This window comes from Mesorhizobium sp. M0217, assembly GCF_040321955.1.
GTDB lineage: Bacteria > Pseudomonadota > Alphaproteobacteria > Rhizobiales > Rhizobiaceae > Mesorhizobium.
In genome coordinates this window covers 744760-770637 of the sequence record NZ_JAMYSN010000001.1, presented here as the reverse complement: position 1 = coordinate 770637, position 25878 = coordinate 744760, and the positions used below count along the sequence as shown (strand labels likewise).

General features: G+C 65.0%; 26 protein-coding genes. 11 read left to right on the top strand and 15 right to left on the bottom strand.

What is annotated here, in order from left to right; genetic code table 11:
• Positions 1-68: 68 nt before the first annotated feature.
• The 3 genes from NKJ18_RS03805 to NKJ18_RS03795 form a co-directional block, all read right to left on the bottom strand.
• A complete protein-coding gene (locus NKJ18_RS03805) occupies positions 69-1529 on the bottom strand; it encodes an amidase (protein WP_352757824.1) in 1461 nt (486 codons plus the stop codon).
• The gene (locus NKJ18_RS03800; RefSeq protein WP_352757823.1) at positions 1526-2434 is read right to left on the bottom strand and encodes a ribokinase; all 909 of its coding nucleotides are present in this window, start codon (positions 2432-2434) and stop codon (positions 1526-1528) included. The genes NKJ18_RS03805 and NKJ18_RS03800 overlap by 4 nt, the downstream gene beginning before the upstream one ends.
• A gap of 141 nt (positions 2435-2575) precedes the next feature.
• Entirely contained in the window at positions 2576-3481 is a 906-nt protein-coding gene (locus tag NKJ18_RS03795) for a methylated-DNA--[protein]-cysteine S-methyltransferase (RefSeq protein WP_031197724.1), read from the bottom strand.
• A 115-nt stretch (positions 3482-3596) separates the two neighbouring features.
• Between NKJ18_RS03795 and NKJ18_RS03790 the strand changes: the two genes are divergently transcribed.
• Complete coding sequence (locus NKJ18_RS03790; protein ID WP_352757822.1) at positions 3597-4412, top strand: class I SAM-dependent methyltransferase; 816 nt, start codon at positions 3597-3599, stop codon at positions 4410-4412.
• 10 nt (positions 4413-4422) lie between these two features.
• Here the strand turns inward: NKJ18_RS03790 and NKJ18_RS03785 are convergent, their stop codons facing one another.
• A complete protein-coding gene (locus tag NKJ18_RS03785; RefSeq protein ID WP_352498300.1) occupies positions 4423-4917 on the bottom strand; it encodes a DUF2244 domain-containing protein in 495 nt (164 codons plus the stop codon).
• Between the two features lie 22 nt (positions 4918-4939).
• On the opposite strand from NKJ18_RS03785, the gene nth reads away from it, so the two are divergent.
• On the top strand, positions 4940-5767 hold the full coding sequence (gene nth, locus NKJ18_RS03780; protein WP_023737544.1) for an endonuclease III: 828 nt from the start codon (positions 4940-4942) through the stop codon (positions 5765-5767).
• Here the strand turns inward: nth and NKJ18_RS03775 are convergent.
• From NKJ18_RS03775 to NKJ18_RS03760, 4 genes are all read right to left on the bottom strand, one after another.
• Positions 5727-7235, bottom strand: a complete 1509-nt coding sequence (locus NKJ18_RS03775) for a tripartite tricarboxylate transporter permease (protein WP_023683079.1) — start codon at positions 7233-7235, stop codon at positions 5727-5729. The genes nth and NKJ18_RS03775 overlap by 41 nt on opposite strands.
• 9 nt (positions 7236-7244) lie before the next feature.
• Positions 7245-7718: a tripartite tricarboxylate transporter TctB family protein gene (locus tag NKJ18_RS03770; protein ID WP_023691951.1), complete on the bottom strand. Its 474-nt coding sequence runs from the start codon at positions 7716-7718 to the stop codon at positions 7245-7247.
• Positions 7719-7816: 98 nt separating this feature from the next.
• Entirely contained in the window at positions 7817-8794 is a 978-nt protein-coding gene (locus tag NKJ18_RS03765; protein ID WP_023814702.1) for a tripartite tricarboxylate transporter substrate-binding protein, read from the bottom strand.
• 177 nt (positions 8795-8971) lie between these two features.
• Complete coding sequence (locus tag NKJ18_RS03760; protein ID WP_023704193.1) at positions 8972-9427, bottom strand: DUF2214 family protein; 456 nt, start codon at positions 9425-9427, stop codon at positions 8972-8974.
• 141 nt (positions 9428-9568) lie between these two features.
• Here NKJ18_RS03760 and NKJ18_RS03755 point away from each other — a divergent pair, with 141 nt between their 5' ends.
• From NKJ18_RS03755 to NKJ18_RS03745, 3 genes are all read left to right on the top strand, one after another.
• Complete coding sequence (locus tag NKJ18_RS03755; RefSeq protein WP_023683083.1) at positions 9569-9799, top strand: YdeI/OmpD-associated family protein; 231 nt, start codon at positions 9569-9571, stop codon at positions 9797-9799.
• Positions 9800-9940: 141 nt separating this feature from the next.
• Positions 9941-10480 (top strand): GNAT family N-acetyltransferase, encoded by a 540-nt coding sequence (locus NKJ18_RS03750; protein WP_023814700.1) that lies wholly within the window; start codon positions 9941-9943, stop codon positions 10478-10480.
• A gap of 120 nt (positions 10481-10600) precedes the next feature.
• Entirely contained in the window at positions 10601-11701 is a 1101-nt protein-coding gene (locus NKJ18_RS03745) for an OmpA family protein (protein WP_031205142.1), read from the top strand.
• Here NKJ18_RS03745 and NKJ18_RS03740 read toward each other — a convergent pair.
• Entirely contained in the window at positions 11688-12461 is a 774-nt protein-coding gene (locus NKJ18_RS03740) for an IclR family transcriptional regulator (protein ID WP_023814698.1), read from the bottom strand. The genes NKJ18_RS03745 and NKJ18_RS03740 overlap by 14 nt on opposite strands.
• A 206-nt stretch (positions 12462-12667) precedes the next feature.
• On the opposite strand from NKJ18_RS03740, the gene NKJ18_RS03735 reads away from it, so the two are divergent.
• The 5 genes from NKJ18_RS03735 (at position 12668) to NKJ18_RS03715 (ending at position 17892) form a co-directional block, all read left to right on the top strand.
• Positions 12668-13645 (top strand): Bug family tripartite tricarboxylate transporter substrate binding protein, encoded by a 978-nt coding sequence (locus tag NKJ18_RS03735; protein WP_023686552.1) that lies wholly within the window; start codon positions 12668-12670, stop codon positions 13643-13645.
• Between the two features lie 125 nt (positions 13646-13770).
• Entirely contained in the window at positions 13771-14307 is a 537-nt protein-coding gene (locus NKJ18_RS03730; RefSeq protein WP_023683087.1) for a tripartite tricarboxylate transporter TctB family protein, read from the top strand.
• 4 nt (positions 14308-14311) lie between these two features.
• Positions 14312-15835 (top strand): tripartite tricarboxylate transporter permease, encoded by a 1524-nt coding sequence (locus NKJ18_RS03725; RefSeq protein WP_023686551.1) that lies wholly within the window; start codon positions 14312-14314, stop codon positions 15833-15835.
• A 15-nt stretch (positions 15836-15850) separates the two neighbouring features.
• Positions 15851-17029, top strand: coding sequence for a CaiB/BaiF CoA transferase family protein (locus tag NKJ18_RS03720; RefSeq protein WP_031196007.1), 1179 nt, complete (start codon positions 15851-15853; stop codon positions 17027-17029).
• The gene (locus tag NKJ18_RS03715) at positions 17026-17892 is read left to right on the top strand and encodes a citryl-CoA lyase (protein WP_031196006.1); all 867 of its coding nucleotides are present in this window, start codon (positions 17026-17028) and stop codon (positions 17890-17892) included. The genes NKJ18_RS03720 and NKJ18_RS03715 overlap by 4 nt, the downstream gene beginning before the upstream one ends.
• Before the next feature lie 6 nt (positions 17893-17898).
• Here the strand turns inward: NKJ18_RS03715 and NKJ18_RS03710 are convergent, their stop codons facing one another.
• Both NKJ18_RS03710 and NKJ18_RS03705 read right to left on the bottom strand, forming a co-directional pair.
• Positions 17899-18375 (bottom strand): NUDIX hydrolase, encoded by a 477-nt coding sequence (locus NKJ18_RS03710; RefSeq protein WP_023669717.1) that lies wholly within the window; start codon positions 18373-18375, stop codon positions 17899-17901.
• A gap of 120 nt (positions 18376-18495) precedes the next feature.
• On the bottom strand, positions 18496-18768 hold the full coding sequence (locus NKJ18_RS03705; RefSeq protein ID WP_023669716.1) for a hypothetical protein: 273 nt from the start codon (positions 18766-18768) through the stop codon (positions 18496-18498).
• Positions 18769-19016: 248 nt separating this feature from the next.
• Here NKJ18_RS03705 and NKJ18_RS03700 point away from each other — a divergent pair, with 248 nt between their 5' ends.
• Positions 19017-19607 (top strand): invasion associated locus B family protein, encoded by a 591-nt coding sequence (locus NKJ18_RS03700; RefSeq protein ID WP_023669715.1) that lies wholly within the window; start codon positions 19017-19019, stop codon positions 19605-19607.
• A gap of 15 nt (positions 19608-19622) precedes the next feature.
• On the opposite strand, the gene NKJ18_RS03695 is transcribed toward NKJ18_RS03700, so the two are convergent.
• The 4 genes from NKJ18_RS03695 to kdpB form a co-directional block, all read right to left on the bottom strand.
• Entirely contained in the window at positions 19623-20315 is a 693-nt protein-coding gene (locus tag NKJ18_RS03695) for a response regulator transcription factor (RefSeq protein WP_023699131.1), read from the bottom strand.
• Positions 20312-23044, bottom strand: coding sequence for a DUF4118 domain-containing protein (locus tag NKJ18_RS03690; protein ID WP_352757821.1), 2733 nt, complete (start codon positions 23042-23044; stop codon positions 20312-20314). The genes NKJ18_RS03695 and NKJ18_RS03690 overlap by 4 nt, the downstream gene beginning before the upstream one ends.
• A gap of 67 nt (positions 23045-23111) precedes the next feature.
• On the bottom strand, positions 23112-23678 hold the full coding sequence (gene kdpC, locus NKJ18_RS03685; RefSeq protein ID WP_023744101.1) for a potassium-transporting ATPase subunit KdpC: 567 nt from the start codon (positions 23676-23678) through the stop codon (positions 23112-23114).
• Positions 23679-23690: 12 nt separating this feature from the next.
• Positions 23691-25784 carry a potassium-transporting ATPase subunit KdpB gene (gene kdpB / locus NKJ18_RS03680; RefSeq protein ID WP_352757820.1) on the bottom strand — a complete coding sequence of 698 codons (2094 nt, stop codon included), beginning with the start codon at positions 25782-25784 and terminating at the stop codon, positions 23691-23693.
• Positions 25785-25878: the final 94 nt, after the last annotated feature.

Below are 25878 nucleotides of genomic sequence, written 5' to 3'. Positions count from 1 at the left end.
GCTGGCTGCAATCAATGCATGGCGGCGGGGCTGGTGCAAGCCGGTCGCAGACCGTGCCGCCCCTCGCGTCAGGACGCCCCCACCTGCCAAGGCAAGGTCGCCTCATAGGCCGCTCCGGCCCTGAGCACGGCGAGGTCGCCGCGCGGCCGGCCGATCAGCTGCATGCCCATGGGACGGCCTTTGTCGTCGAAGCCGACCGGCACATTGAGCGCAGGACAGCCGCCGAGCGTGGCGAAGGCCGAAACCTGCAGCCAGCGATGGTAGCTGTCCATCGTCCGCCCGGCGACCTCACTTGGCCAATGCGTGTCGACGTCGAAAGGAAACACCTGCGCCGTCGGCAGCGCGATGAGATCGAAGTGCTCGAACAGCGACAGCAGCGTCCGGTGCCAGGCGGTGCGGATGACCGAGGCCGCGCGGATTTGCGGCGCCGTCAGCCGCATGGCGTTCTCCACCTCCCACACGGCTTCCGGCTTCAGCAGGGCGCGCTTGAGCGGGTCGTCGTGATGGATCTTCAGCGCCGCGCCGCTGCTTGCCTGACGCAGCACCACGAAGGCTTGCCACAGCGCTTCGAAATCGACGTCCGGCAGCAAGGGCTCGGTGAAGAAGGACGCGTCGGCGAAGCGGCCGAGTGCGGCCTCGCACAGATCGAGGATGCCCGGTTCCACCGGCAGGTGACCGCCGAGATCAATGAGCCAGCCGACGCGGCCGCCGCTGGCCGGCGTTGCCAGCCCTTCGAGGAACGAGCTGGGCTTTTCCCAGGACAAGGGCGCGTGCGGATGGTAGCCCGCCTGCACGTCGAGCAGCAGCGCCATGTCCCTGATGCTGCGGCCCATCGGCCCGTCTATGCCCATCTGGGCATGAAAGACTTCAAGATCCGGCCCTCCGGGGACAAGGCCCTGCGACGGGCGGAAGCCATAGACATTGTTCCACGCCGCCGGATTGCGCAGCGAGCCGCCGAAATCGCTGCCGTCGGCGACCGGGACCATGTCGAGTGCAAGGGCGACCGCAGCGCCGCCGCTTGAGCCGCCTGCGGTTAGCGCCGGATAGAAGGCGTTCAGCGTCGGGCCGAACACGTTGTTGTAGGTGTTGGATCCCAGCCCGAATTCGGGAACATTGGTCTTGCCGATGATGATGGCGCCGGCCTTGCGGATGCGCTCGACGAAGAAATCATCCTCCTGCGGCACGAAATCGGCGAAGATCGGCGAGCCGAAACTGGTCCTCAAGCCGCGCGTCATGGCGAGGTCTTTTATCGCCATCGGCAGGCCGAACAGCGAGCCGGCCGGCCCGCCTTGCGCTAGATGCGCGTCCGCCGCGTCGGCCTCGCGCAGGATGTCGGAGCGCTCGCGCAACGAGACGATGGCGTTGACCAGCGGGTTTACCGCGTCGATGCGGTCGAGGAATGCCGCCACCACCTCGCGCACGGACAGGCGGCGCAGCCGGATCGCCTCGGCCAGGTCGACAGCGGACATCCGGCAGATGTCGCCGGCGGGGGGCACGGCGTGCTTCGTTGCGGGGCGCAGGGCTGTCATCCGGCGTTGTTGCGCAGGGCGGTGTCGACATCCGCCGCCATCGGGATGGCCGGCTGGGCGCCGGGCTTCAGGCAGGCGAGCGAGCCGGCAGCGGCGGCGCGGGTGAGAGCCTGCTCCAGCGGCAGGTTGGACGCCAGCCCGGCAGCGAGATAACCGCAAAAAGTATCGCCGGCCCCGACGGTGTCGACCGGAGTGATTTTCAGCGCCGGCACGGTCAGGAAATCCTCCGGTGTCGCCGCCAGCACGCCGTCGCCGCCGAGCGTGACGACGATGGTGCGGCCGGTTTTGCCGGCGAAGTCGCGCATGCGCGCCGGGCGGTCGCGGCCTTTGAGCGACAGCGCCTCGCCGTAAAGGTCGAATTCGGTTTCGTTGGCGACGGCGTAGTCGGCCTTGCCGAGCAACGCTGCCGCCTCGCTGCGGAACGGCGCGGTGTTGAGCACGGTGACGGCGCCGGCGGTGCGTGCGGCGTCAAGCGCTGCATCGACGGTCTGCAGCGGGATCTCGTGCTGCAGCAGGACGACGTCGCCCTTCGCAAGGAAAGCCTTGGCGAGATCGCCGGGCAGCACCGAATCATTGGCGCCCGGCACGACGGCGATGACATTCTCGCCGTCGGCGCCGACGAGGATCAGCGCCGTGCCGGTGGAGGCGAAGCTCTGGCCGACGCCGGAGAGATCGACCTTGCCGGCCACGAGCAAAGCGAGGGCTTCGGTTGCGAAATTGTCCTTGCCGACGGCGCCGACCATGCGCACCTTGGCGCCGGCGCGCGCCGCAGCCAGCGCCTGGTTGGCGCCCTTGCCGCCGGGCGCGGTGGCGAAGCCGGAGCCGCGGACCGTCTCGCCCGGCGAAGGCAGGCGGTCGACATTGGCGATAAGGTCGAGGTTGATCGAGCCGACAACGATGATCAAGAAAGCCTCCTGCGGAATGCGCGGGAAGCTAACCTGTAAGCCGGCGGCTTGCCAGAGCGTGCGGATGTTTTGCGCCGGGAGCTCGCAAAAAGAAAAACACCGGCGAAGGGATTTCGCCGGTGTTGTTTGATGCGGGCAGCTTCAGGACGCGGTCTGGCCCGCTTCCCAACCGAGGATGGCGCGTTTGCGGGTCAGGCCCCAGTGGTAGCCGGTGAGTGCGCCGGACTTGCCCAGCGCCCGATGGCAAGGGACGACGAAGGACAATGGGTTGGCGCCGACCGCCGCCCCCACCGCCCGGCTGGCGTTTGGCGCGCCGATCCTGGAGGCGATCGAGGAATAAGTGCAGGCCTTGCCCATCGGGATCCTGAGCAGCGCGTCCCAGACGCGCAGCTGGAAGTCGGAGCCGATCATCACCACGCGCAGCGGCTGGTCGGCGCGCCACAATGTCGGATCGAAGATGCGCGCCGCATAGGGCTGGGTGGCGCTCATGTCCTCGACATAGGTGGCGTTCGGCCAGCGGCCCGACATGTCGGCGAAAGCCGCCCGCTCGCCGCCCGGATCGTTGAAGGCGAGCCCCGCAAGGCCACGGTCGGTGACCATGATCAGGGCGATGCCGAAGGGCGAGATGTGGTAGCCGTAGCGGATGGTCAGGCCCGCGCCGCGCGTCTTGTAGTCGCCCGGCGACATCGCCTCATGGGTGACGAACAAATCGTGCAGCCGGCCGGGGCCGGACATGCCGAGTTCGAACGATGTTTCGAGGAGCGGCATGCCGGAATCGAGCAGTTTGCGGGCATGGTCGAGGGTGACCGCCTGCAGGAAGGCTTTTGGCGACAGGCCGGCCCAGCGGGTGAACAGCTTTTGCAGGCCCGTGGGTGTCTCGCCGACATCGGCTGCCAGGGCTTCCAGCGAGGGCTGGTCGCGATAGTCGAGGCTGATCTTCTCGATGGCGCGGCGCACGACCTCGTAGTCGCTGCCCTGGGGGGTGATGTCGTGCTGCAGGATCGCTGTCGGTTTCATCTGCGTATTCATGGTCATCTGGGCGTTCATGGCAATATCTCCTTGACCGCGAATATCGGTCTTTCCGCCCCTTGCAACCACCCGAAACTTGCCTTGTTGCCGCCTGTTCCCAGATAAATACTGGATTGCGCCCCGGGAGATGCCAATGGCCGGCGAAAGGGTGAATCTGAGCGGAGCAAGGGAGACCTTGCTGATGACGCTTTATGGCAAGGCACTGGAAAGCCGGCTGCCGCATTCGCTGCTCGGGGATCGCTTCGCCGACGAGGCCGTGCGCAAGATCGACTATGATTTCTCGCGCCTCAAGGTCGACACCAATCTCGGCATCGGCCTGGCGATTCGGGCCAGGACGTATGATGTCCGCGTTCAGGACTTCATCGCCAGAAATCCCGGCGCCATCGTGCTGCATCTCGGCTGCGGGCTCGATACGCGCATTTTCCGTGTCGATCCACCCGAAGGCGTGGAGTGGTTCGATGTCGATTTTCCGGATGTCATCGCGCTCCGGCGCAAGCTTTACCCGTCCCGGGACCATTACCACCTCGTCGGCTCTTCGGTAACCGACCCAGACTGGCTGGCAGAAGTGCCGCGCAATCGTCCGGCCGTCGTGGTGATGGAGGGGTTGACGCCTTATCTCCCGGTAGAGGAGGGGCCACGGCTGCTGTCACGCCTTGTCGCGCATCTTGCCGGCGGCGAGCTGATGTTCGACGCCTACAGCCACTTCGGCCTGAAGATGCTGCGCCTCAATCCGACCATCAGGGCGACGGGCGCCGAGGTTCACTGGGCGATCGACGACCCGCAGGTACTGGAGCGTGCCGTTCCGAAGCTGCGCTTTGTCGACGATATCTCGGCCTACAGCGCGGAACGCACAGCGCATATGAGCAGGTCCGCAAAACTGTTCATCGGGCTCTGGAGACACATTCCCGCATTGCGCAAGGTCGGCAGGATTTTACGCTACCGGTTCTGACGCGCCGGCTCTAACGCGTCCTGGCTTTTGTCAGCGCACGTGAAAATGCAGTGGCAAAACTCTCGCGGGAGTCTGGGTCCAGGAATGACCCGATCGGCACATTCTGTCCTTGTGCTTCCACCACCATTTTGGTGATGCCGATCTCGGCATGACGAGCGACGGAAAAGCGCGCCCAGAACGGGTTGAAGCTATGCGCTTCCGACCGGCCCGAGGGCGCCGTCTTGCGGATGTCGAGGCTGGTGCGCGACACCGACACTTCCTCGCGGGCACGGGCGGCGCGATAGTTGGCGCGGAAGGCGACGTAGACGGCGATGACGTCGAGGCCGAAGAAGCCGAACACCGGCCAGGCGCCGCGCGACAGGAAAAACGCCCCGGTCACCACCCAGCCGAACAGCAGCGCGCCCATCAGCACGGCAAAGCCGGTGCGGCCCAGCGAGCGGTGCGGTGTCAGCAGCGCCTGGAAGAATGGCTCGTCGGCCTGAAACGAGGCGTTTGTGTCGCTCATGCCGGGATATTATAGGAAGGGAATGGCCAGCCCCAAGTCCAAAAATCTTTCCCTATCCAAAAGTGAACTGCCGCCCGGGCGGCGCGACGGCTCGAATGCCAAGCCGCGACCGCGGCCGGCCCGTTCGCTCTACAGCGCAGCCGAGGTGCATGAGATCTTCCGGCGGTTTTCGGTGCAGCGGCCCGAGCCGAAGGGCGAGCTCGAGCATGTCAATGCCTTTACGCTGCTGGTGGCGGTGGTGCTGTCGGCGCAGGCGACCGATGCCGGCGTCAACAAGGCGACGCGGGCGTTGTTCAAGGTCGCCGACACACCTGAAAAGATGCTGGCGCTGGGCGGAGCCAGGGTCGGCGAGTACATCCGCACCATCGGGCTCTGGCGCAACAAGGCCAAGAATGTCGTGGCGCTCTCGGAGGCGCTGATACGCGATTACGGCGGCGAGGTGCCCAGCGAGCGCGATGAGTTGGTCAAGCTGCCGGGGGTCGGGCGCAAGACCGCCAATGTTGTGCTCAACATGGCTTTCGGCCAGCACACGATGGCGGTCGATACGCATATTTTCCGCATCGGCAACCGCCTCGGCCTGGCGCCGGGCAAGACGCCCGAACAGGTCGAGCAAGGGCTGCTGAGGATCATCCCGGACGAGTATATGCGCCATGCGCATCATTGGCTGATCCTGCATGGCCGCTATGTCTGCAAGGCGCGCAAGCCTGATTGCCCGGCCTGCGTCATCGCCGATCTCTGCAAGGCCGAGGTGAAGACGACCGATGTGCCGGCGCCGCTGGTGGAAATCGCGGCGCCCGGCGTCCCGACAACTAGCTTTCCTCCACGAACACCTCTTCGCGCTTCTTCTTGACCGACGGCAGGAAGACGACGACGAGCACGGCCAGTGCGACGAGCAGCAGGCCGGCGCTGATCGGCCGCGTCACGAAGGTCGAGGGGTCGCCGCGCGACAGGATCATGGCGCGGCGCAGGTTTTCCTCGAGCAGCGGGCCGAGCACGAAGCCGAGCAGCAGGGGTGCGGGTTCGCAGCGCAGCTTGGTCAGGATGTAGCCGAGCAGGCCGAAGAATGCGACCGCGTAGAGATCGAAGGCGTTGGTGTTGACGCTGTAAACGCCGATCGAGCAGAACGCCATGATGATCGGGAAGAGCACATAATAGGGGATCGTCAGCAGCTTCACCCATAGCCCGATCAGCGGCAGGTTCAGCACGATCAGCATCAGATTGCCGATCCACATCGAGGCGATGATGCCCCAGAACAGCGCCGGCTGCTCGATCGCGACATTGGGGCCGGGCACGATGCCCTGGATGATCATGGCGCCGATCATCAGCGCCATGACCGGATTGGCCGGAATGCCCAGCGTCAGCATCGGAATGAAGGAGGTCTGGGCGCCGGCATTGTTGGCCGATTCCGGGCCGGCGACGCCGGCGATGGCGCCCTTGCCGAACTCCTCCGGGTGTTTCGACACGCGCTTTTCGACCGTGTAGGAGGCAAAGGCCGCAAGCACCGCGCCGCCGCCGGGCAGGATGCCGAGCGCCGAACCGATGATCGTGCCGCGCACGATGGGCGCGGCCATCGCCTTGAAGTCGTCGCGGGTCGGCATCAGGCCGGAGACCTTTTTGATCATCACTGAGCGCTCGTGCTCGTTTTCGAGATTGCGCAGGATCTCGGCAACGCCGAAGACGCCGACCGCCACCGCGACGAAGTTCAGCCCGTCGGCATATTCGCGGATGCCGAGCGTGAAGCGCGGCGTGCCGGTGTAGATGTCGGTGCCGACAATGCCGAGCAGCAGGCCGAGCACGACCATCGCCAGCGCCTTGACGATCGAGCCGTGGGCGAGCGCGATGGACGAGACGAGGCCGACGATCATCAGCGAAAAATATTCGGCCGCGCCGAATTGCAGGGCTATTGCCGTCAGCGGCGGGGCAAAGACGGCGACGAGAAAGGTCGACACCGTGCCGGCGAAGAACGAGCCGATCGCGGCGATCGCCAGAGCCGCCCCGGCGCGACCGTTCCTGGCCATCTGGTAGCCGTCGATGGCGGTCACGGCCGAGGAGGATTCGCCGGGCATGTTGATGAGAATGGCGGTGGTCGAACCGCCATACTGGGCGCCGTAGTAGATGCCGGCCAGCATGATGAGGGACGAAACCGGGTCGCCGATCTGAAAGGTGATCGGCAGCAGCATGGCGATGGTTGCGGTGGCGCCGATGCCGGGCAGGACGCCGATCAGCGTGCCGAGCAGAACGCCGATGAGGCAAAAACCCAGATTGGCCGGCGTGGTGGCCGTCGAAAAGCCGAGTTCGAGGTTCCTGAGGAGGTCCATCTCAGCGCCTCACAATGCCAGCCATTGGGGCAACCAGGGGCCGAAGCGCTGGAATGGCAGCCCGAGCGCGTAGCTGAAGACCAGCACCGAAAACAGCGTCAGGCCGGCCGACAGCAGAAGTGCCGTCAGCGGCTTCATGCGGGCGCTGGCAAAAGAGGCGATCAGCGCCGTCAGGAAGATCGACGGGACGAAGCCGAGGCCGCGCACGGTCAGGCCGAAAAAGATCGGCGCCGGCAGGATGAACAGCATGCCGCGCCACGCAATGGGGCCGATCGGCTCGCCCTCGACGCGCACCGCCTGGACGAGGATGATGGCGCCGAGCACGATCAGCACGATCGCCAGCACCAGCGGGAAATAGCCCGGTCCCATGCGAAAGGCGGTGCCGATTTCGAGGCCGAGCGATTGTATCGCGAAAAAGGCGCCGAAAAAGATGAACAGCGCGGCGCACAGGCCGTTTGTCCTGTCGATGGCGAAAGGTTTCATGGCTGTCCTCCCCTGACCCTTGCAACGGGCTTGCCGTTGCAAATGTGAAAACGGACGTCGAAGCGAAAACGGGGCGCCGGCAGCGCCCCGTTCAAGCCTCAGTCGGCGTATTGGCCGGCGGCTTCGATGATCGGCTTCCAGCGCGTGATCTCGCCTTCCAGCTTGGCCTTCAGCGCTGCCGGCGTCGCGTCGGCCTCGGACGACGGCTTGGTGCCGAGTTCGGCGAAGCGGGCGATGACGTTGGGGTCCTTCAGTGCGACCTGGAGCGATTTCGACAGTCGGCCGGTGATCTCGGCCGGCGTGCCCTTCGGCGCATAGAGGCCGTGCCAGATGCCGACCTGCACCGCGGGCAGGCCGGCTTCGATGGTCGTCGGCACGTCCTTCAGCACGTCGAGGCGCTCCGGCGTGGTGACGGCATAGGCCTTGATCGTGCCGCCCTGGATCTGCTTGGTGGTGTTGGTGGTCTGGTCGCACATAATGTCGACCTGGCCGCCGAGAAGGTCGGTCATGGCCGGGCCGGTGCCCTTGTAGGGTACGGTGACCAGCGGCGTGCCGATGGCGCTCATGAACAGCATGCCGCACAGATGCGAGGCAGCGCCGATGCCGGCATTGGCGACAGTGATGGTGTCCTTGTTGGTCTTGGCGTATTCGACCAGCCCTTTCAGGTCGGCCGGCTCCAGGTCCTTGCGGGCGACGATCGCCATCGGCACCTCGGTGACGAGGCCGACATACTCGAAGGCGTTCAGCGTGTCATAGGCGAGTTTTCTGTAGAGGGTCGCGCTGGTCGCCATGCCGATGTGATGGAGGAGCAGCGTGTAGCCATCCGGGTCGGCGTTGGCGACGCGGCCGGCGCCCAGCGTGCCGCCGGCGCCGCCGACATTTTCGACGATGATCTGCTGGCCGAGATCCTTCGACATGGCTTCGGCGACGAGCCGCGTGACCGTGTCGGTCGGACCGCCGGCCGCAAACGGCACGACGACGGTGATGGTGCGCTCGGGATAGGTCTGTGCGCTGGCGGTGAACGAATAAAGCGTGACGGCCGCGGCGGCGGCCAGGGCGGCTACAATTTTCCTCATCGTAATTCTCCTCCCAGGATATCAATCTCCGATCGCTGTGCAGGTCAGGCAGCGAGGGTGCAACAAAGGCAAGCTAACAGATTGTCGCCTGACGCAAACTGCAAAATACAGCCGTGCGCAACCATGGCGATCAGTGCGGAGTATGCCCGGCGGAGATGGGTTTGGTGTTGGCGTGCTTCAATAACCGTAGCCGCGCGCCATCGCCGCCGCGAAGATCGGGATCAGCAGGAAGATGAAGGCTTCGGCGCGCACATAGGTCTTCACCGAGGCGAGTTCCGCCACCGGCACCTGAAAGCCGGGATTTGCACTGGCTTGCCGCTTCCAGGAGATGAAGCGGATGGTCGGGATGATCGACAGCAGGCCAACGATGCCGAATGCCGCCATCTTGGCCCAGAACACCCAGTTGTAGACGTAGAATTCCCAGCCCTTCAGGCCGTAGATGACGCGGCAGATGCCGATGATGATGATCAGCATGGCGATGATGCCATAATGGCGGTCGATGCCGGCAAGCCGCTTGAGCGTGGCGGCGGAGAGGTCGCCGCGGATCAGGACAAATTCGGCGCCGATGATGCCGGCCAGCGACAACACCAGCAGATGATGGAAAATGGCAAGCACGAGATCGGTGGTGTCCATGGCGTTCTCCTCCCATTGGCGGTATCGAGACCGGCCCTTGCCGGACCGGTTGCGAAAGGTAGCATCGTTCGGCAGAATTCCCAGAGGCGGACCTGGGTTGGACCATCGGCGTCGCCATCCTGACAGCTGGGGTTTTCTGAAATGACCGGACTGAAGCGCGCCCTGAACCCGATGCCGGACGACATCCGCATCGCCCTGACCGAAAAAGGACTGACAGCGGCCTACGAGGCGCGGCCGGACTACCAGAAGAACGATTATCTCGGCTGGGTCGCCCGCGCCAAACGCAGCGACACCAGGCAGAAGCGGCTCGACCAGATGCTGGACGAATTGCGGCGCGGTGGGCTCTACATGAAGATGGTCTGGCACGGCTGAAGCAGGCCGACGCTGTTCGCTTCGACCGCCTGGTCGCGCCAGGCCGTTCGGAAGCTTCCCTGGCTGAATGATGATCCGGCTTGGCCCTTGTCCGGGCGCGCTGGTTTGCTAAGCGCTGACCGTCAACGGAGGCAGAGTTTCATGGGCAGTCCAAAAACAGCCGGCGTCCCGGTTCTCGAAACGGAACGGACCATCATGCGGGCGCACCGGATCGAAGATTTCGACGACTATGCCGTCATGTGGGCCGACCCCGTCACCACCCGTTTCATCGGCGGCAAGCCGCGGACGCGGGAGGAAAGCTGGATGCGGTTCCTGCGGCATGCCGGCCTGTGGTCGCTGCTCGGCTACGGCTTCTGGGCGGTCGAGGACAAGGCCGGCGGTCGCTTCATCGGCGAGGCCGGATTCCACGATCTGAAGCGGGACATCGAGCCGTCGCTCGAGGGCATTCCGGAAGCCGGCTGGGCGCTGGCGCCGCAAGCGCATGGCAAGGGTCTTGCCAGCGAAGTCGTCAGAAGGGCCCTGGCCTGGGGCGACGACACCTTTGCCGGCGCGAGAACCGTCTGCATCATCGATCCGGAAAACACCGGTTCGTTGAACGTTGCGGCAAAGTGCGGCTACACCAAGGTCCTGGAAACCACCTATCACGACGGGCTGACGATCCTGCTCGAACGGCGGGTGTGAAGCGCTTCATCGACGCAATTTCCACGTTCTGCCAGGGTTGGCTATTCTAATCTAGCTACGCAATTCCTGTGGGAAAACCGCTCACACTTTTCCTGGAATTGCTCTTTGGGAGAGCCGACCATGCGTGCGATCAATGCGATATTTCTGAAGCTTTTCTGGGCGGGGCTGCTGCTGCTGGCGGCCGTGCAACTGGCGGGCGCCGATGCGACGGTGCCGACCGCCGACATCGAGGGCGGTGCCGACAATCATCTGGCCAAGCGCTACGAGGGGTCGTTCATCGTCTCCTACGAAAAATTCGCCTATACCGATTTTACAGTGCCGCTGTCGCCGCTGAAGCCGAGCGCCGATCCGGAGGCCCGTGACACGATGAACAACCGTGTGTTCGCGCCGGACAAGAAGGCTGAGGTGGAAGGCGCGCTGACCCGCATCGCCTATGTGCTGCCGGCCGAGCGCTCCCCGCTCGAAGTGCTGCGCAACTACCAGGATGTGATCGCGGCCGCCGGCGGCGAAGTCCTGTTCGAATGCAAGAAGGAAGAGTGCGGCGGCGCCGCCGACCGGTCGTCGAGCGGTGGCGGCGGCGACATGAGCCTGATGATGTATTTCTTCCATGAAAGCGACGTCAAGGACGCGGCCTTTTCCAATGGCGCCTGTGCGGTAACCACCGGTATCAACGACCAGCGCTTCTTCGCCGCCAAGCTGCCGCAGGACGGCGGCGACGCCTATGTCACGGTTCAGGCCTATTCGCTGACCGACGACCTCTACTGCAAGGAACTCAACGGCCGCACCATCGCCGTCGTTCAGGTGCTGGAGCCCAAGGCGCGCGACAAGAAGATGGTGGTGGTCGAAGCGGCCAAGATGGCGGATTCGCTGTCGGCCACCGGCTCCATCTCGCTCTACGGCATCTTCTTCGACACCGACAAGGCCGACATCAAGCCGGAATCGGAACCGACCTTGAAGGAGATCTCGACGCTTCTGACCAACGAGCCCGGCATGGCGGTGATCGTCGTCGGTCATACCGACAACCAGGGCGCGTTCGACTACAATATCGATCTGTCGTCGCGGCGGGCGCAGTCGGTGAAGGCGGCGCTGGTCTCGAAATACGGCATCGATGGCGGCCGGCTGACCGCCGCCGGCGCCGGCATGATGGCGCCCGTCGCCAGCAATGACGGCGAAACCGGCCGCGCCAAGAACCGCCGTGTGGTGCTGGTCAAGGCGAACTGAGGCCGATCACGGTTTCAGCGCCGGCTAGGCGCGCTGCCTGCTCCAGCATCGAGGCATCCTCGCCGAAGGCGCGGGTGGCGCGAGCGGCGGCCTCCAGCAGGTCCGGTGTCATGCGGCGCAGGAACGCCGTGTCGACGCGTGTCGACGGGCCGGCGAGCGTCAAGGCGCCGAGCAGAACGCGGCCCGGTCCGAACACCGGCACCGAGACGCCCGCCGTCTCAGGGTCGCGGTCGCCGATCGACAGATAGTGGCAGGCGTTGCGGATGGTCTCGTATGGTTCGCCCGGCTGGCCTGAAAACGCTGCCAGCACGCGGCCGCCAGAGCCGATGAGCAACGGCAGCAGGTCGCCTTCCCGGATCGTGTAGCGGATCGGGTGCTTGGATTCGACGCGGTAGAGACAGGTGCGGGCGTCGCCCGAGCGGACATAGAACGCCACGCTTTCCCAGCTGCGTTCGGCAAGATCGCGCATGATCGGCAGCAGGATGTCGACCGCCACGACCGAGCGCTGGTAAAGCGCGCCAAGCCGGAAGGTGGCGGGTCCGATGCGGTAGCGGCCATCGTCGAGCCGCTCCAGCAACTGCCCGCGCAGCAATGAGTTCGCCAGCCTCAAAATGGTGCTTTTGTAGAGCCCGGTGCGCGCCGCGATCTCGGCCAGGCTGAGCGAGCGGTCGGCGGTCGCGAACGCGTCGAGAATGGCGATCGCGCGGTCGAGCGCGGCAACACCATCGGCCGGCAACGGCTGGGATCGCGCTTCGGTCATCTCACGAACAGTTTCATTCCAGTTTACCTGCTCGAACAAAGGCCGGCCGAAGCGATTGTGCCGCACATCCATGGTTCTGTCTAGTAGAACAGCGTTCCTGTTGACAGAACGTACCGAAATCGGCATGAATTTTTGCCGAGCGGGTCTGTTTTCAGGCTACGTTTCTGGCAGGCACCGGAGGAGGTGTCGTGATTTGGAGGAATCCCATGCTGAACAGACGCAGATTTTTGATGAGCACCGCGGCCGCAGGCGCTGCCGGATTCGTTGCAACGCATTTGACGCCCGCCCTCGCTCAGGATGCACCGCAGATCCAGATCTTCGTGCCGGCCGCGCCCGGCGGCGGCTGGGACCAGACGGGGCGCACCATCGACCAGGTGCTGCGCAGTGAAAAACTGATCTCCGGCTCGCAGATCACCAATGTCGGCGGCGCCGGCGGCACGGTCGGCCTGCCGCAGTTCATCAGCCAATGGAAGGGCAAGGGCAATTCGCTGATGGTGGCCGGCATGGTCATGGTCGGCGCCATCATCGCCAACAAATCAGCCAACAACCTCTCCGAAGTCACGCCCATCGCTCGCCTCACCGGCGAGTTCGAGGCGCTGGTGGTGCCGGCGGATTCGCCGTTCAAGACGGCCGGCGATTTCGTTGCGGCGCTCAAAGCGGATCCGACCAAGGTTCCGGTGGCCGGCGGCTCGGCCGGCGGCTCCGACCACATCCTGTTCGGGCTGATCGCCAAGACGGTCGGCGTTCCGGCAACCAACCTCTCCTATGTGCCTTTCGCCGGCGGTGGCGAGGCGCTGTCGGCGCTGCTCGGCAACCAGGTTGCGGCCGGCATTTCCGGCTTCGGCGAGTTCTCCGAGCAGGTCAAGGCGGGCGCGCTTCGGCTGTTGGCGATCTCCGCCGACAAGCGCCAGGACGGCATCGACGCACCGACGATGAAGGAAGCCGGCATTGACGTCGAACTGTTCAACTGGCGCGGCGTATTCGCACCGCCAGGCGTCTCCGACGCCGACAAGGCGGCGATGGTCACGATGATCGAGACCATGGCCAAGAGCGATGCCTGGGCAGCCGAATGCAAGAACCGCAACTGGACCCCCATCCTTCTGACCGGCGACGATTATGCGAAATTCCTCGTCGACGACACCGCCCGCATCACCGCGATCCTCAAGGATCTCGGCCTCGCCTGATGTCTTCAGGGGCGGCCACGGCCGCCCCTTCCGACATTAGCCTGCGAGATGGACATATCATGCGCTGGGAGTGAAACTGCGGATGCGGCCGGCGGGAGGATGCCGGCCATCTCGGGAGGACATCGATGAGCACCAGCGACCAGCAGCCGGCGCCCCCGCGCCTTGCCATGCCCGAATTGTTGATCGGCATCGGGCTTCTCGCCTGTGCCGCGGCCGTGGCGTGGCAGACCCTGGCGATCCCGGTTTCGCCGCTCTATTCCAAGGTCGGGCCGACCGTCTTCCCCTACATCACCATGACAGGCATGATCGTGCTTTCGCTGCTGCTCATCGTCGCCGCGCTGCGCGGCGGCTGGCAGCCGCAGGAGGAAAAGGAAACGCCGACCGACTGGAAGGCCATGGGCATCGTCGTTGCCGGCCTGGTCGCCAATCTGGTGCTGATCCAGCCGCTCGGCTTCACCGCCGCCTCGGTCATCATGTTCGTGCTCGTCTGTTATGGCTTCGGCAGCAAGCACACGCTGCGCGATGCGCTGACCGGCCTGATCCTGGCGCTTGCCGCCTATTTCGGCTTTGCCAGGGCGCTCGGCGTCAACATTGGCGCCGGCTTCATCGAAAACCAGCTGAACACGGTGATCGACGCGATCATCGCCACTGCGAGGGGCTGACGCCATGGAGACGCTCGGCCATCTCGCCCACGGATTTTCCGTCGCTTTCTCGCCGATGAACCTGCTGTGGTGCCTGGTCGGCACCACGCTCGGCACGGCCATCGGCGTGCTGCCCGGCCTCGGGCCGGCGCTGACCATCGCGCTGCTGCTGCCGATCACCTACCAGGTGGCGCCGGAGGCGTCCTTCATCCTGTTTGCTGGCATCTATTACGGCGCCATGTATGGCGGCTCGACGACCTCGATCCTGCTCAACACGCCGGGCGAAAGCGCCACCATCGTCACCGCGCTGGAAGGCAACAGGATGGCCCGCTCGGGTCGCGGCGGCGCGGCACTGGCGACCTCGGCGATCGGCTCCTTCGTCGCCGGCACCATCGGCACGATGGGCGTCGCCTTCCTGGCCCCGGTGGTGGTGAAGTTCGCGCTCGCCTTCGGGCCGGCCGAATATTTCTCGCTGATGGTGCTTGCCTTCATCACGGTGTCGGCGGTGCTCGGCTCGTCCTCCGTGCGCGGCCTCACCAGCCTGTTCATCGGTTTCGTCATCGGCATGATTGGCGTCGACCTGCAGACGGGACAGCCGCGCTTCACCTTCGGCATGAACGAACTGCTCGATGGCGTCGATGTCATCATTGCCGCGGTCGGCCTGTTTGCCGTCGGCGAGACGCTCTACATGGCCTCGCGCCGCTATGCCGGCAAGGACGAGATCGTGCCGCTCAAGGGCTCGCTCTACATGACCGCGGCCGAATGGGGGCGCTCGTGGAAGCCATGGCTGCGCGGCGCTTTCATCGGCTTCCCGATCGGCGCCATGCCTGCCGGAGGCGCCGAGATCCCGACCTTCCTGTCCTACGCCATCGAAAAGAAGCTGTCGAAGCACAAGGAGGAGTTCGGCACGGTCGGCGCCATCGAGGGCGTTGCCGGACCGGAAGCCGCCAACAATGCGTCTGCCGCCGGCGTGCTGGTGCCGATGCTCACCCTTGGCCTGCCGACCTCGGCGACCGCCGCAATCATGCTGTCGGCCTTCCAGAGCTACGGCATCAATCCGGGACCGCTGCTGTTGACGACGCAGGCCGATCTGGTCTGGGGCCTGATCGCCAGCCTGTTCATCGCCAACGTCATCCTGGTCGTTCTCAACCTGCCGCTGATCGGGCTGTGGGTACGGCTGTTGAAAATCCCGGCGCCGCAGCTCTATGCTGGCATCCTGGTGTTCGCCACCGTCGGCACCTACGGCATCTCGCAATCGCCGATCGACCTCGTCATCCTCTATCTCCTGGGGGCCGCCGGCTTCCTGATGCGGCGCTTCGATTTCCCGACCGCGCCGGTCATCATCGGCATGATCCTGGGGCCGCTTGCCGAAACGCAGTTCCGCCGGGCGATGACGATCTCGAACGGCGACTGGTCGGTGTTCTACACCCACAAGCTGTCGCTGGTGCTGCTGATCCTTGCCTTCATCGGGCTCGCCGGTCCGCATATCTGGGCCTTCATCGAGCATCGGCGCCGGCGCGGACCCGAGCATGTGCCGGGCGATGCCTGAGCGACCTGGAGCATCATGACCGATCTGCTTGCCGGCATCCGCATTCTCGACCTGACCAATGTGCTGGCGGGCCCTTATTGTGCCTACCAGCTGGCGCTGCTCGGCGCCGATGTCATCAAGGTCGAGACGCCGCAAGGCGGCGATCTGGCGCGCCAGCTCGGCGCCTCGCCGGCGCTCAACGAGGCGGGGATGGGCGCGTCGTTCCTGGCGCAGAATGCCGGCAAGCGATCGGTGGTGCTGGATCTCAAAAGCGAAGCCGACCGCGAACGCTTCCTCGATCTCGTCGCCTCCGCCGATGCGCTGGTCGAGAACTTTCGACCGGGCGTGATGGGGCGGCTGGGGCTTGGCTATGAGGCGCTGAAAGCGGTTCGTCCGGGTCTCGTCTATTGCGCCATATCGGGGTTCGGCCAGACCGGGCCGATGCGCGACAATCCGGCCTACGACCAGATCATCCAGGGGCTGTCCGGCATCATGAGCATCACCGGCACGCCGGAGACCGCACCCTTGCGGGTCGGCTATCCCGTCGCCGACACGCTGGGCGGGCTGGTCGGGGCCTTCGCCATCGCCGCGGCGCTGGTCAAGCAGAAGACCTCGGGCGAGGGCGCGTTTCTCGATGTCTCGATGCTCGAATGCACGCTGTCGGCGCTGGGCTGGCCGGTGTCCAACTATCTGACCGCCGGCGTCGAGCCGCAGCCGATGGGCAATGAGAACATGACGGCTGCGCCCTCCGGCGCGTTTCGCACCGGCGACGGCCTGCTCAACATCGCCGCCAACAAGCAGGAGCAGTTCGTCACGCTTTGCCGGCTGATCGGCCAGCCGGAACTGGCCGACGATCCGCGCTTTGCCGAGCGCGAGACGCGCAAGCAGAACCGCGCTGTGCTGAAGGTGCTGATCGAGACGGCCTTGGCGAGCGCCTCGGCCGCAGCCTGGGAGGAAAAATTCAACCGCGCCGGCGTGCCGGCGGGCCGGGTGCTGACGATCCCCCAAGTGCTTGGCGAGCGCCAGGTGGTCGAGCGCGACATGACCACGCGTTTCCAGGGTCTGCCCGGCATGGCGCAGCCGCTGACCGTGGTGCGCGGCGGCTTCATGGTCGATGGCGCGGCACCCTTGCCGGTCCTGCCGCCGCCTGTGCTGGGCGAGCATATGGACGAGGTTTTTTCCACCCTGCCGCCGCGCGCCAGGAGAAGCGCGTGAGCGAGAGAAAAACCGGCCGCGAACGCGGCGAGGAATGGTGGCAGACCGGCATCATCGAGATGAGCCCCGGCATTATCCGGCTGCGCGGCTATGAAATCCAGGAGCTGATCGGCCGCGTCAGCTTTCCGGCCACGATCTGGCTGATGCTGCGCGGCGAATTGCCGAGCGAGGAGCAGGCGGCGCTGCTCGGCATTGCGCTGGGGGCGGCCGTCGACCACGGGCCGCAGGCGCCGTCGATCGCCATTGCCCGCATGGCCATCACCTGCGGCGTCGGCATCAACAGCGCCATGGCGTCCGCCGTCAACGTGCTGGGTGACGTGCATGGCGGCGCCGGCGAACAGGCGCTGTCCTTCTATGGCGACATTGCCGTGGCACTTGACCAGGGTGTTGCGCTGGACCAAGCCGTAGCCGCACGGCTCGACCGTTTCTTCGCCGAGGAGAAAGGCTATGTGCCGGGATTTGGCCATCGCTTCCACCCGGTCGATCCGCGCGCGCCGCGCCTGATCGCAGTGACGCGCGAGTTTGCCGCGCGCGGCGTCGTCAGCGGACGCTTTGCCGACATCGCCGAGGCCGTCGAATCAGAGGTGGCACGGCGCAAGGGGAAGAAAATACCGCTCAACATCGACGGCGCCACCGCCGTCATCTATGGCGAGCTCGGCTTTCCGCCGCCGTTGACGCGCGGCCTGTTCGTGCTCTCGCGCTCGGTCGGCATCCTGGCGCATGCATGGGAACAGTCGCAGCAAAGCGAGCGCAACAAAGGGCCGCTGCCGCGCGAATGGCTGTGGGCCTATACGGGCACGCCGCTGCGGCCATTTCCCGCTGAGGGGGATGAGGGTCCCGCTGAAGGGGACGAGGGCAAGTGAGGTTGGTCAGGCCGGGTCCGGCACTGCCGGCTGAGGCGGCGCCAGGTTGGCCATCAGCGTCGAGAGATCCGGCTCATCGATGAGCAACGCCGCGTCCTGCGGCTTGAGCCATGCCCGCTGGCGGCTCTTGGCCTCCTGCCAGTTGGCCAGTTCCTCGGACACCTCCAACAGATAGACGACGACGTCGACGCGCACAAAATTGTGCTCCAGCCGTTTCCAGTAGGAATAGCTGCCGGCAGGCGCCTTGCGGGTCTTGCCGAGCACGCCGGCTTCTTCGCGCGCCTCGATGGTGGCGGCCTTGCGCCCGCTCTTTCCTTTCATCGGCCAGCCCTTGGGCACGATAAAGCGCTTCGTCGCTCGCGACGTCACCAGCATCACTTCGAAATTGCCTGAAACGTCCAGACGAAAGGGAATGGCGGCGACCTGGCGAATGCGTTCGCCTCGCCTTGCCTTGCGTACCGCCTTTTTCTTCGTCGTCGCCATGTGCTGAAAATCCGGTCGGCGGGCGCACCGCCGCACGCCGCCTGCAAACCCTGATATGCCCGCGAGGCAATGAGCATTTTTAGTAAATAAGTCGACTAAGTAAATCGCAAGCGACCGATATCAACGGCAAACACGCACAATCTGGTTGTTGACGATCTGAATCGGACAAGCTTGCCGGACGACGGGCACTTCGGGGCGCGGCTGCGGCACGATCCGACGGTCCTGCTCGCGATATTGCTGCTGCTGTTGCTGGAACTGCTGCCGCTGCAGGCTGTTGCGCAATTGCTGCAGCTGGTTCTGCTGGATCAGCCGGTTGGCGCTGGGATTGACGGACTGAGCCGCAGCAGATTGCATGATGCCGGCGAGCGTTGCCGCCGCCAGCATTGCCGACATGAGAACTGTCGATAGGCGAAGCGTCGACATCAGTTCATTCCCGTACAGATATAACCTCCTCTCTATATAGGGCGTTCGTCTCGATCTGCCATGGGCCGGTCTGCCATGGGCCGATCTGCCACGGGTTGGCGAAATCCCTGAGGAAGCGGCCCGGCCGCACTTGACAGAAAAGATCGATTGACCGCTCTATCGGGCGCGGATCTCGGCCTCAATCGCGGCTGACTCGAGGCACAATCGGGAGCATATTGATGAAAAGCAGGCAAGTATATTTCGCGGCGCTACTGGGCAGCATCTGTATTCTTGGCCCGGTGGCAGTCGCGGCGCAAACCAAGACCGACAAGGCGGCGCCTGCCGCCGCAGCGCCCGCCCCTGCTGCCGGCCCGACATTGCCTGGCGGCGCCTCGGCGCTGTCCGAGACACATGGCGACTGGACGGTCAATTGCCAGGTAACCGGCACGGCCAAGGTTTGCAGCCTGTCGCATCAGCAGTTCAACAAGCAGTCCAACCAGCGCCTGCTGGCCATCGAGCTGTCGAGCAAGAGCGGCGAGGATGCCGCCGGAACGCTGGCGCTGCCGTTCGGCCTGGCGCTCGCCAAAGGCGTCAGCCTGACCATCGACGACCAGAAGCTGGAAGGCAGCCTGCCGTTCAACACCTGCCAGGCCGTCGGCTGCCTGGTGCCGGTGGCGTTCGATGCCAGCGTCACGCCGCTGCTCAAGGCAGCCACCACGCTGAAGATCGACGCCTTCGCGGCCGACACCGGTCAAGCGGTGAGTTTCACCATCCCGCTCAACGGATTCGGCGGCGCACTGGCACGGACCGCGGAACTCTCGGCGGACTGAGCAGCGAGCGCGCGGCTACTCAACCTCGCGCAGCCGGTACCCCACGCCGGTCTCGGTGGTGATGTAGCGCGGCTGGTCGGGTGATTTTTCGATCTTCTGCCGGAGCTGGCGGACATAGACCCTGAGATACTGCACGTCGGTCGAATCGCCCCACACCTGCTTCAGAAGGAAATGGTGGGTCAGCACCTTGCCGGCATGCTGCACCATAATGCGCAATATGTCGTACTCCTTGGGGGAGAGCTTTATCTCCTTGCCTTCGACCTTGACGATGCGCTTGACCAGGTCGACGCTGAGATCGCCGGTGTGGAACACCGGCTTTTCGCCCTGCTGGTGGAATTTGTGGCGCAGCGCGACGCGGATGCGGGCGACCAGCTCGTTCATGCCGAACGGCTTGGTGATGTAGTCGTCAGCGCCGAGTTCGAGCGCCGCGACGATGCCGGCTTCGTCGGTGCGGCTGGACAGGATGACCACGGGCACGTCGAGGCCGTCGCCGCGCCATTTGCGCAGGAGGTCGAGGCCGCCCATGCCGGGCAGGCCGAGATCGAGCAGGATCAGATCCGGCTTTTGTGCATCGACGAGTTCGATCGCAGCGTTGGCGTTGGGCGCTTCGCTGACCGCATAACCCTGGCTGCCGAGGCCGACGCGCAGCAGTTTGCGGATCGGCGGCTCGTCATCGACGACCAGTATGCTGACGTTGGAATTTGTCATGCCGGATCACCAGATGCTTGCTCGTCCACACCTGATACGTCCGTATCGGACGATTGTACCAACCTCGGCATGCGGATTGTGAAGACTGCGCCCGGGCGATCGCTGCGGTTCGCCGCCATGATCGTGCCGCCCATCGCCTCGATGAAGCCCCGGCAGATTGACAGGCCGAGCCCGGTGCCGGCCTGGACCTGATCGCGCTTGCGCACCCGGTAGAAGCTGTCGAAGACGCGCTCCAGGTCGGCGGACGGAATGCCCGGTCCCTCATCCATGATCTGCAGCGCGACGGAGCCATTGTCGGCCCAGCCCTGCAGCCGGATTGTCGATCCCTGTGGCGCGTATTTCGCGGCATTGTCGAGCAGATTGAACAGCATTTGTTCGAACAGCACGGGATCAAGCTTCAGCATCGGCAGGTCGGCCGGAATATCAACCTCGGTCTTGTGCCCGGCAGTGATCTTGCGCGCCCGCTGCAAGGCCGAGCCGACGACATCGCCGACATAGTGGAGAGCAAAATTCGGCTCCATGGCGCCGGATTCAATCTTGGTCATGTCGAGCAGATTGGCAATGAAGCGGTTCAGCCGTTCGGACTCGTCGAGCACGGTGGTCAGCAGCTCGGCCCGATCGTTCTCGGGCAGTGCCGGCGCAAATTCCCTGAGCGTGCCGGCCGCGCCCATGATGGCCGCCAGCGGCGTCTTCAGATCATGCGAGATCGACGTCAGCAGTGCCGAGCGCAAGCGGTCGGCCTCGGCCGCCAGCCTGGCGCGATCGACATCGGCGACCAGCTGGATGCGCTCGATGGCAACCGCCGCCTGGTCGGCCAGCGCGTCGAGCAGGCGCTGTTGCTCGGGCGTCAACAGCGGCCCCTGCTTGTCATTGTCGAGGCCGACGACGCCGATGGCGGTACGGCCGGTCCGCAAGGGCAGGTAGAGCCGTTTTGCCCCGGGCAGGGTATCGGCGCCACGGCCGGCAGCCCGGTTGTGTTCCCAAGCCCAGCGTGCAGCCGCGATGTCGGCCTCGGCCAGCGTGTCGTCGGGGGGATAACCGGCCTTGACGGTGATCGTGCCTTCTTCCGGCAAAAGCAGCACCACGCGCAGCTTCAGCATCGAGGCGATCTGGAACGCGGTGGCCCACAAAACGTCGTCGAGCGTGCCGGCGCCGGCGAGTTTCTTTGAAAAGAGGTAGATGTCCTCGGTGGCCCGGGCGCGTGAACGGGCGGCGGCTGCCTGACGCTGCACACGCGCCGTCAGATTGCTGGCGATGACGGCAACGACGAGGAAGACGGCGAAGGCAACGATGCTCTCCGGATCGCGGATCGTCATCGTGTAGCGCGGCTCGAGAAAGAAGAAGTTGAAGGCAATGGCGCTGAGGAAACAGGCGTACAGCGCCGGCCACAGGCCAAAGGTCACTGCCGATGTCAGCACCGCCAGCAGAAGCACGCTGGCAAGGTTGCGAACGTCGAGGAACTGATCGAGGACGGCACTGACGGCAAGCGCGCCGGCGACATAGACGGTCGAGAAAAGATAAGGCCAGATTTGAAATGGCGTCTGCTCGGCCGCCGCCTTGACCCTCGACGTGGCCTCGTTGTCGCGCTCCGTTCCTGAAATGACATGGACGCTGATATCGCCGGCATTGCGGATCAGATCGTAGGTGAGCGAGCCCTCGATCAGTTCGCGCCAGCGCGAGCGGGTCGGCCTGCCGACGACGATATGGGTGAAATTGTTCACTGTGGCGTGGCGGACGATGTCCTGGGCGACGTTCTGGCCCGGAATGGTCGTCACCTCGGCGCCGAGCTGCTCGGCCAGGCGCAAGAGCGTGGCCAGCTGGTCCTTGTCTTCCTCCGACATGCCGGCCGAACGCGGCGTGTCGACATGCAGCGCCGTCCACGGTGCGCGCAGCCGGTCGGCCAGCCGGCGCGCATAGCGGACACGAGACGCTCCGCCCGGACGCGCATCGACGCAGACGAGCACCCTTTCGCCCGCCGCCCAGGGGCCGGGAATGGCGTGCGACTGCATGTGGTTGAGCAACTGCTCGTCGACGCGCTGGGCGGTGCGGCGCAGCGCCAATTCCCGAAGCGCGATCAGATTGCCCGGCGAGAAATAGTTTTCGACTGCGCGCTGGGCAGTGTTGGGGAAATAGACCTTGCCCTCCTTCAGCCGCTTGATCAGGTCGTCGGGCGTGAGGTCGATGATCTCGATGTCGTCGGCCTGGTCGATGATGGAGTCCGGGACCGTTTCGCGCACCCTGACGCGGGTGATCTGTGCCACGACGTCATTCAGGCTCTCGACATGCTGGATATTGAGCGTGGTGTAGACGTCGATGCCGCGCGCAAGGATTTCCTGGACGTCGAGATAGCGCTTGGGGTGGCGGCTGCCGGGTGCGTTGGTGTGGGCGAGTTCGTCGACGAGCACCAGCGCCGGCCGGCGGGCGAGGATGGCGTCGATGTCCATCTCATTCAGCACGCGGTCCTTGTAGTCGACCTTCTGGCGCGGGATGACCTCGTAGCCGTCGACCAGCGCCAGTGTTTCCTTGCGGCCGTGGGTCTCCACGACGCCGACCACTACGTCGACGCCGTCAGCCAGCCTGGCGCGGCCGGCCATCAGCATTTCATAGGTCTTGCCGACGCCGGGGGCAGCGCCGAGAAATATCCGCAGACGGCCGCGCTCTTCCCGTTCCGCATGCTCGAGCAGCGCGTCCGGAGAGGGTCTGGTATCGTTGCTTCTGGCGTCCGGCATCAGGCTCGATCATGAACGGCGCCGAGGATCGTGTCGATCCCCGGCCCCTGGCTTCAGAGATTGTCTCTCACTGCTTGGTATCGTCCAGTGCCAGGTTGAGCGCCAGCACATTGACGACCGGCTCGCCGAGGAAGCCGAGTTCGCGGCCTTCGACATGGCTGTCGACAAGCGCCTTGACCTTGGCTTCGTCGAAGCCCCTGGCCTTGGCCACCCGAGCGACCTGGAAATAGGCGGCGTCCGGGCTGATAGCGGGGTCGAGGCCGCTGCCGGACGTCGTCACCAGATCCATAGGCACCGGCTGGTTCGGGTTCTCCGCCTTCAGCTTTGCAACATCGCCCTTGATGCGGTCGATCAGCTTGGGGTTGGTTGGACCGAGATTGGAGCCGCTGGACGCTGCGGCGTTGTATCCGTCGCCGGCAGCCGAGGGGCGGCCATGGAAATACTTGTCGTCGGCAAAGCCCTGGCCGATCAGTTCGGAGCCGATGACCGTGCCGTTTTTCTCGATCAAGCTGCCATTGGCCTGGTGCGGAAACAGCGCCTGGGCGATGCCGGTCATGCCCAGGGGATAGATCAGGCCGGTCAAAACGGTGAAAAAGACGATCATGATAACAGCGGGTCTTATCTGAGTGAGCATGGACGTATTTCCTTAAGCGAGGCCGAGGCCGGTGACGATCATGTCGATCGCCTTGATGCCGGCGAAGGGAACGATGATGCCGCCGAGGCCGTAGACCAGCAGGTTGCGGCTGAGCAGCGCGCCGGCGCCGATGGCGCGGTATTTGACGCCTTTAAGCGACAGCGGGATCAGAGCGATGATGATCAGCGCGTTGAAGATGATGGCCGACAGGATGGCGCTCTGCGGCGTCGCCAGATGCATGATGTTGAGCGCTTGCAGGGGGCCGATTGTATGTCCCGGCGCAACGTAGAAGACGGCAAACATGGCCGGGATGATGGCGAAGTATTTGGCGACGTCGTTGGCGATCGAGAAGGTCGTTAGCGAGCCGCGCGTCATCAGCAGCGCCTTGCCGATCTCGACGATCTCGATCAGCTTGGTCGGGTCACTATCGAGGTCGATCATGTTGCCGGCCTCGCGGGCGGCAACCGTGCCGGTGTTCATGGCGACGCCGACATCGGCCTGCGCCAAGGCCGGCGCGTCGTTGGTGCCGTCACCGCACATGGCGACCAGCTTGCCCTTGGCCTGTTCGTCGCGGATCAGCTTCAGCTTATCCTCGGGCGTGGCCTGGGCGAGGAAATCGTCGACGCCGGCTTCGGCTGCGATCGCCGCCGCAGTCATCGGATTGTCGCCGGTGATCATCACGGTGCGGATGCCCATTTTGCGCAGTTCGGCAAAGCGCTCGCGGATACCACCCTTGACGATGTCCTTGAGGTGGACGACGCCGAGCAGGCGGCCGTCACGCTCGACGGCCAGCGGCGTGCCGCCCGACTTGGCGATCTCGTCGGCGATCGCCTGGAGATCCTTGACGGTGTCGCTGCCGGGGCGCGTGCCGTGAGTGGCCGATGACGACTGGCTGACATAGGCGAGAACCGAATCGACGGCGCCCTTGCGCACCGACGAGCCATCGATGTCGACGCCGCTCATCCGGGTCTGCGCGGTGAAGGGCACGAAGCTGGCATGCAAGGTTGCCATGTCACGGGCGCGGATGGCGTATTTCTCCTTGGCCAGCACGACGATCGAGCGTCCCTCAGGCGTCTCGTCGGCGAGCGAGGCGAGCTGCGCGGCATCGGCCAGTTCCTGTTCGGTGACGCCCTTGACCGGGCGGAATTCGGTGGCCTGGCGGTTGCCGAGCGTGATGGTGCCGGTCTTGTCGAGCAAAAGCGTATCGACGTCGCCCGCCGCTTCGACGGCACGGCCGGACATGGCCAGCACGTTGAAGCGCACCAGGCGGTCCATGCCGGCAATGCCGATGGCCGACAGCAGGGCGCCGATGGTGGTCGGGATCAAGGTGACGAACAGCGCGACCAGCACCGTCACCGGGATATAGCCGCCGGAATAGGAGGCAAAGCTCGGGATCGTGGCGGTGGCCAGCACGAAGATCAGCGTCATGCCGACGAGCAGGATGTTGAGCGCGATCTCGTTGGGCGTCTTCTGGCGCGAGGCACCCTCGACCAGCGAGATCATGCGGTCGAGGAAGGTGTGGCCGGAGGCGGCTGATATGCGCACGCGAATCCAGTCGGACAGAACCTGCGTGCCGCCGGTGACCGCCGAACGGTCGCCGCCGGATTCGCGAATGACGGGTGCGGACTCGCCGGTGATTGCCGCCTCGTTGACCGAGGCCACGCCTTCGATCACTTCACCGTCGGACGGGATGATGTCGCCGGCTTCGACCAGCACGATGTCGCCAACCTTCAGGCTGGTGCCGGGCACCAGCTTGAACCTGGAGCGGTCTTCGCCGGCAAGCAGCTTGGCCTGGGTTTCGGTGCGCGCCTTGCGCAGCGAATCGGCCTGCGCCTTGCCGCGGCCTTCGGCGACGGCCTCGGCGAAGTTGGCGAACAGCACGGTGAACCACAGCCAGATGATGATCTGCAGCGTAAAGCCGAAATCGCCGCCGCCGGTGACGAGATCCTTGACGAACAGGACCGTGGTAAGAAGCGAGACGATGCCGACGACGAACATCACCGGGTTCCTGACCAGCGTGCGGGGGTCGAGTTTCCTGAAGGCGCCGCCGATGGCCGGCCACAGGATGCGGGCATCCATGATGACCGCGGATTTGGACTGGCTCATTTGATGGCTCCAGAATCTGAACTGTTGGCCGGCACCGACCGATCGGATGCCGAAAAGAGGGGCGGCGGACCATAGGCCAGCAGCCAGATCACGA

Excerpts from the sequence above, each read along its gene's own strand:
- NKJ18_RS03740 (WP_023814698.1), bottom strand. The coding sequence starts at position 12,461 with ATGACCGAAGCGCGATCCCAGCCGTTGCCGGCCGATGGTGTTGCCGCG.
- NKJ18_RS03755 (WP_023683083.1), top strand. The coding sequence starts at position 9,569 with ATGACCGGACTGAAGCGCGCCCTGAACCCGATGCCGGACGACATCCGC.
- kdpB (WP_352757820.1), bottom strand. The coding sequence starts at position 25,784 with ATGAGCCAGTCCAAATCCGCGGTCATCATGGATGCCCGCATCCTGTGG.
- NKJ18_RS03795 (WP_031197724.1), bottom strand. The coding sequence starts at position 3,481 with ATGAACGCCCAGATGACCATGAATACGCAGATGAAACCGACAGCGATC.
- NKJ18_RS03745 (WP_031205142.1), top strand. The coding sequence starts at position 10,601 with ATGCGTGCGATCAATGCGATATTTCTGAAGCTTTTCTGGGCGGGGCTG.
- NKJ18_RS03750 (WP_023814700.1), top strand. The coding sequence starts at position 9,941 with ATGGGCAGTCCAAAAACAGCCGGCGTCCCGGTTCTCGAAACGGAACGG.
- NKJ18_RS03690 (WP_352757821.1), bottom strand. The coding sequence starts at position 23,044 with ATGCCGGACGCCAGAAGCAACGATACCAGACCCTCTCCGGACGCGCTG.
- NKJ18_RS03720 (WP_031196007.1), top strand. The coding sequence starts at position 15,851 with ATGACCGATCTGCTTGCCGGCATCCGCATTCTCGACCTGACCAATGTG.
- NKJ18_RS03805 (WP_352757824.1), bottom strand. The coding sequence starts at position 1,529 with ATGACAGCCCTGCGCCCCGCAACGAAGCACGCCGTGCCCCCCGCCGGC.
- NKJ18_RS03770 (WP_023691951.1), bottom strand. The coding sequence starts at position 7,718 with ATGAAACCTTTCGCCATCGACAGGACAAACGGCCTGTGCGCCGCGCTG.
- NKJ18_RS03765 (WP_023814702.1), bottom strand. The coding sequence starts at position 8,794 with ATGAGGAAAATTGTAGCCGCCCTGGCCGCCGCCGCGGCCGTCACGCTT.
- NKJ18_RS03790 (WP_352757822.1), top strand. The coding sequence starts at position 3,597 with ATGGCCGGCGAAAGGGTGAATCTGAGCGGAGCAAGGGAGACCTTGCTG.
- NKJ18_RS03710 (WP_023669717.1), bottom strand. The coding sequence starts at position 18,375 with ATGGCGACGACGAAGAAAAAGGCGGTACGCAAGGCAAGGCGAGGCGAA.
- NKJ18_RS03760 (WP_023704193.1), bottom strand. The coding sequence starts at position 9,427 with ATGGACACCACCGATCTCGTGCTTGCCATTTTCCATCATCTGCTGGTG.
- kdpC (WP_023744101.1), bottom strand. The coding sequence starts at position 23,678 with ATGCTCACTCAGATAAGACCCGCTGTTATCATGATCGTCTTTTTCACC.
- NKJ18_RS03785 (WP_352498300.1), bottom strand. The coding sequence starts at position 4,917 with ATGAGCGACACAAACGCCTCGTTTCAGGCCGACGAGCCATTCTTCCAG.
- NKJ18_RS03730 (WP_023683087.1), top strand. The coding sequence starts at position 13,771 with ATGAGCACCAGCGACCAGCAGCCGGCGCCCCCGCGCCTTGCCATGCCC.
- NKJ18_RS03700 (WP_023669715.1), top strand. The coding sequence starts at position 19,017 with ATGAAAAGCAGGCAAGTATATTTCGCGGCGCTACTGGGCAGCATCTGT.
- NKJ18_RS03775 (WP_023683079.1), bottom strand. The coding sequence starts at position 7,235 with ATGGACCTCCTCAGGAACCTCGAACTCGGCTTTTCGACGGCCACCACG.
- nth (WP_023737544.1), top strand. The coding sequence starts at position 4,940 with ATGGCCAGCCCCAAGTCCAAAAATCTTTCCCTATCCAAAAGTGAACTG.
- NKJ18_RS03695 (WP_023699131.1), bottom strand. The coding sequence starts at position 20,315 with ATGACAAATTCCAACGTCAGCATACTGGTCGTCGATGACGAGCCGCCG.
- NKJ18_RS03705 (WP_023669716.1), bottom strand. The coding sequence starts at position 18,768 with ATGTCGGCAATGCTGGCGGCGGCAACGCTCGCCGGCATCATGCAATCT.
- NKJ18_RS03735 (WP_023686552.1), top strand. The coding sequence starts at position 12,668 with ATGCTGAACAGACGCAGATTTTTGATGAGCACCGCGGCCGCAGGCGCT.
- NKJ18_RS03725 (WP_023686551.1), top strand. The coding sequence starts at position 14,312 with ATGGAGACGCTCGGCCATCTCGCCCACGGATTTTCCGTCGCTTTCTCG.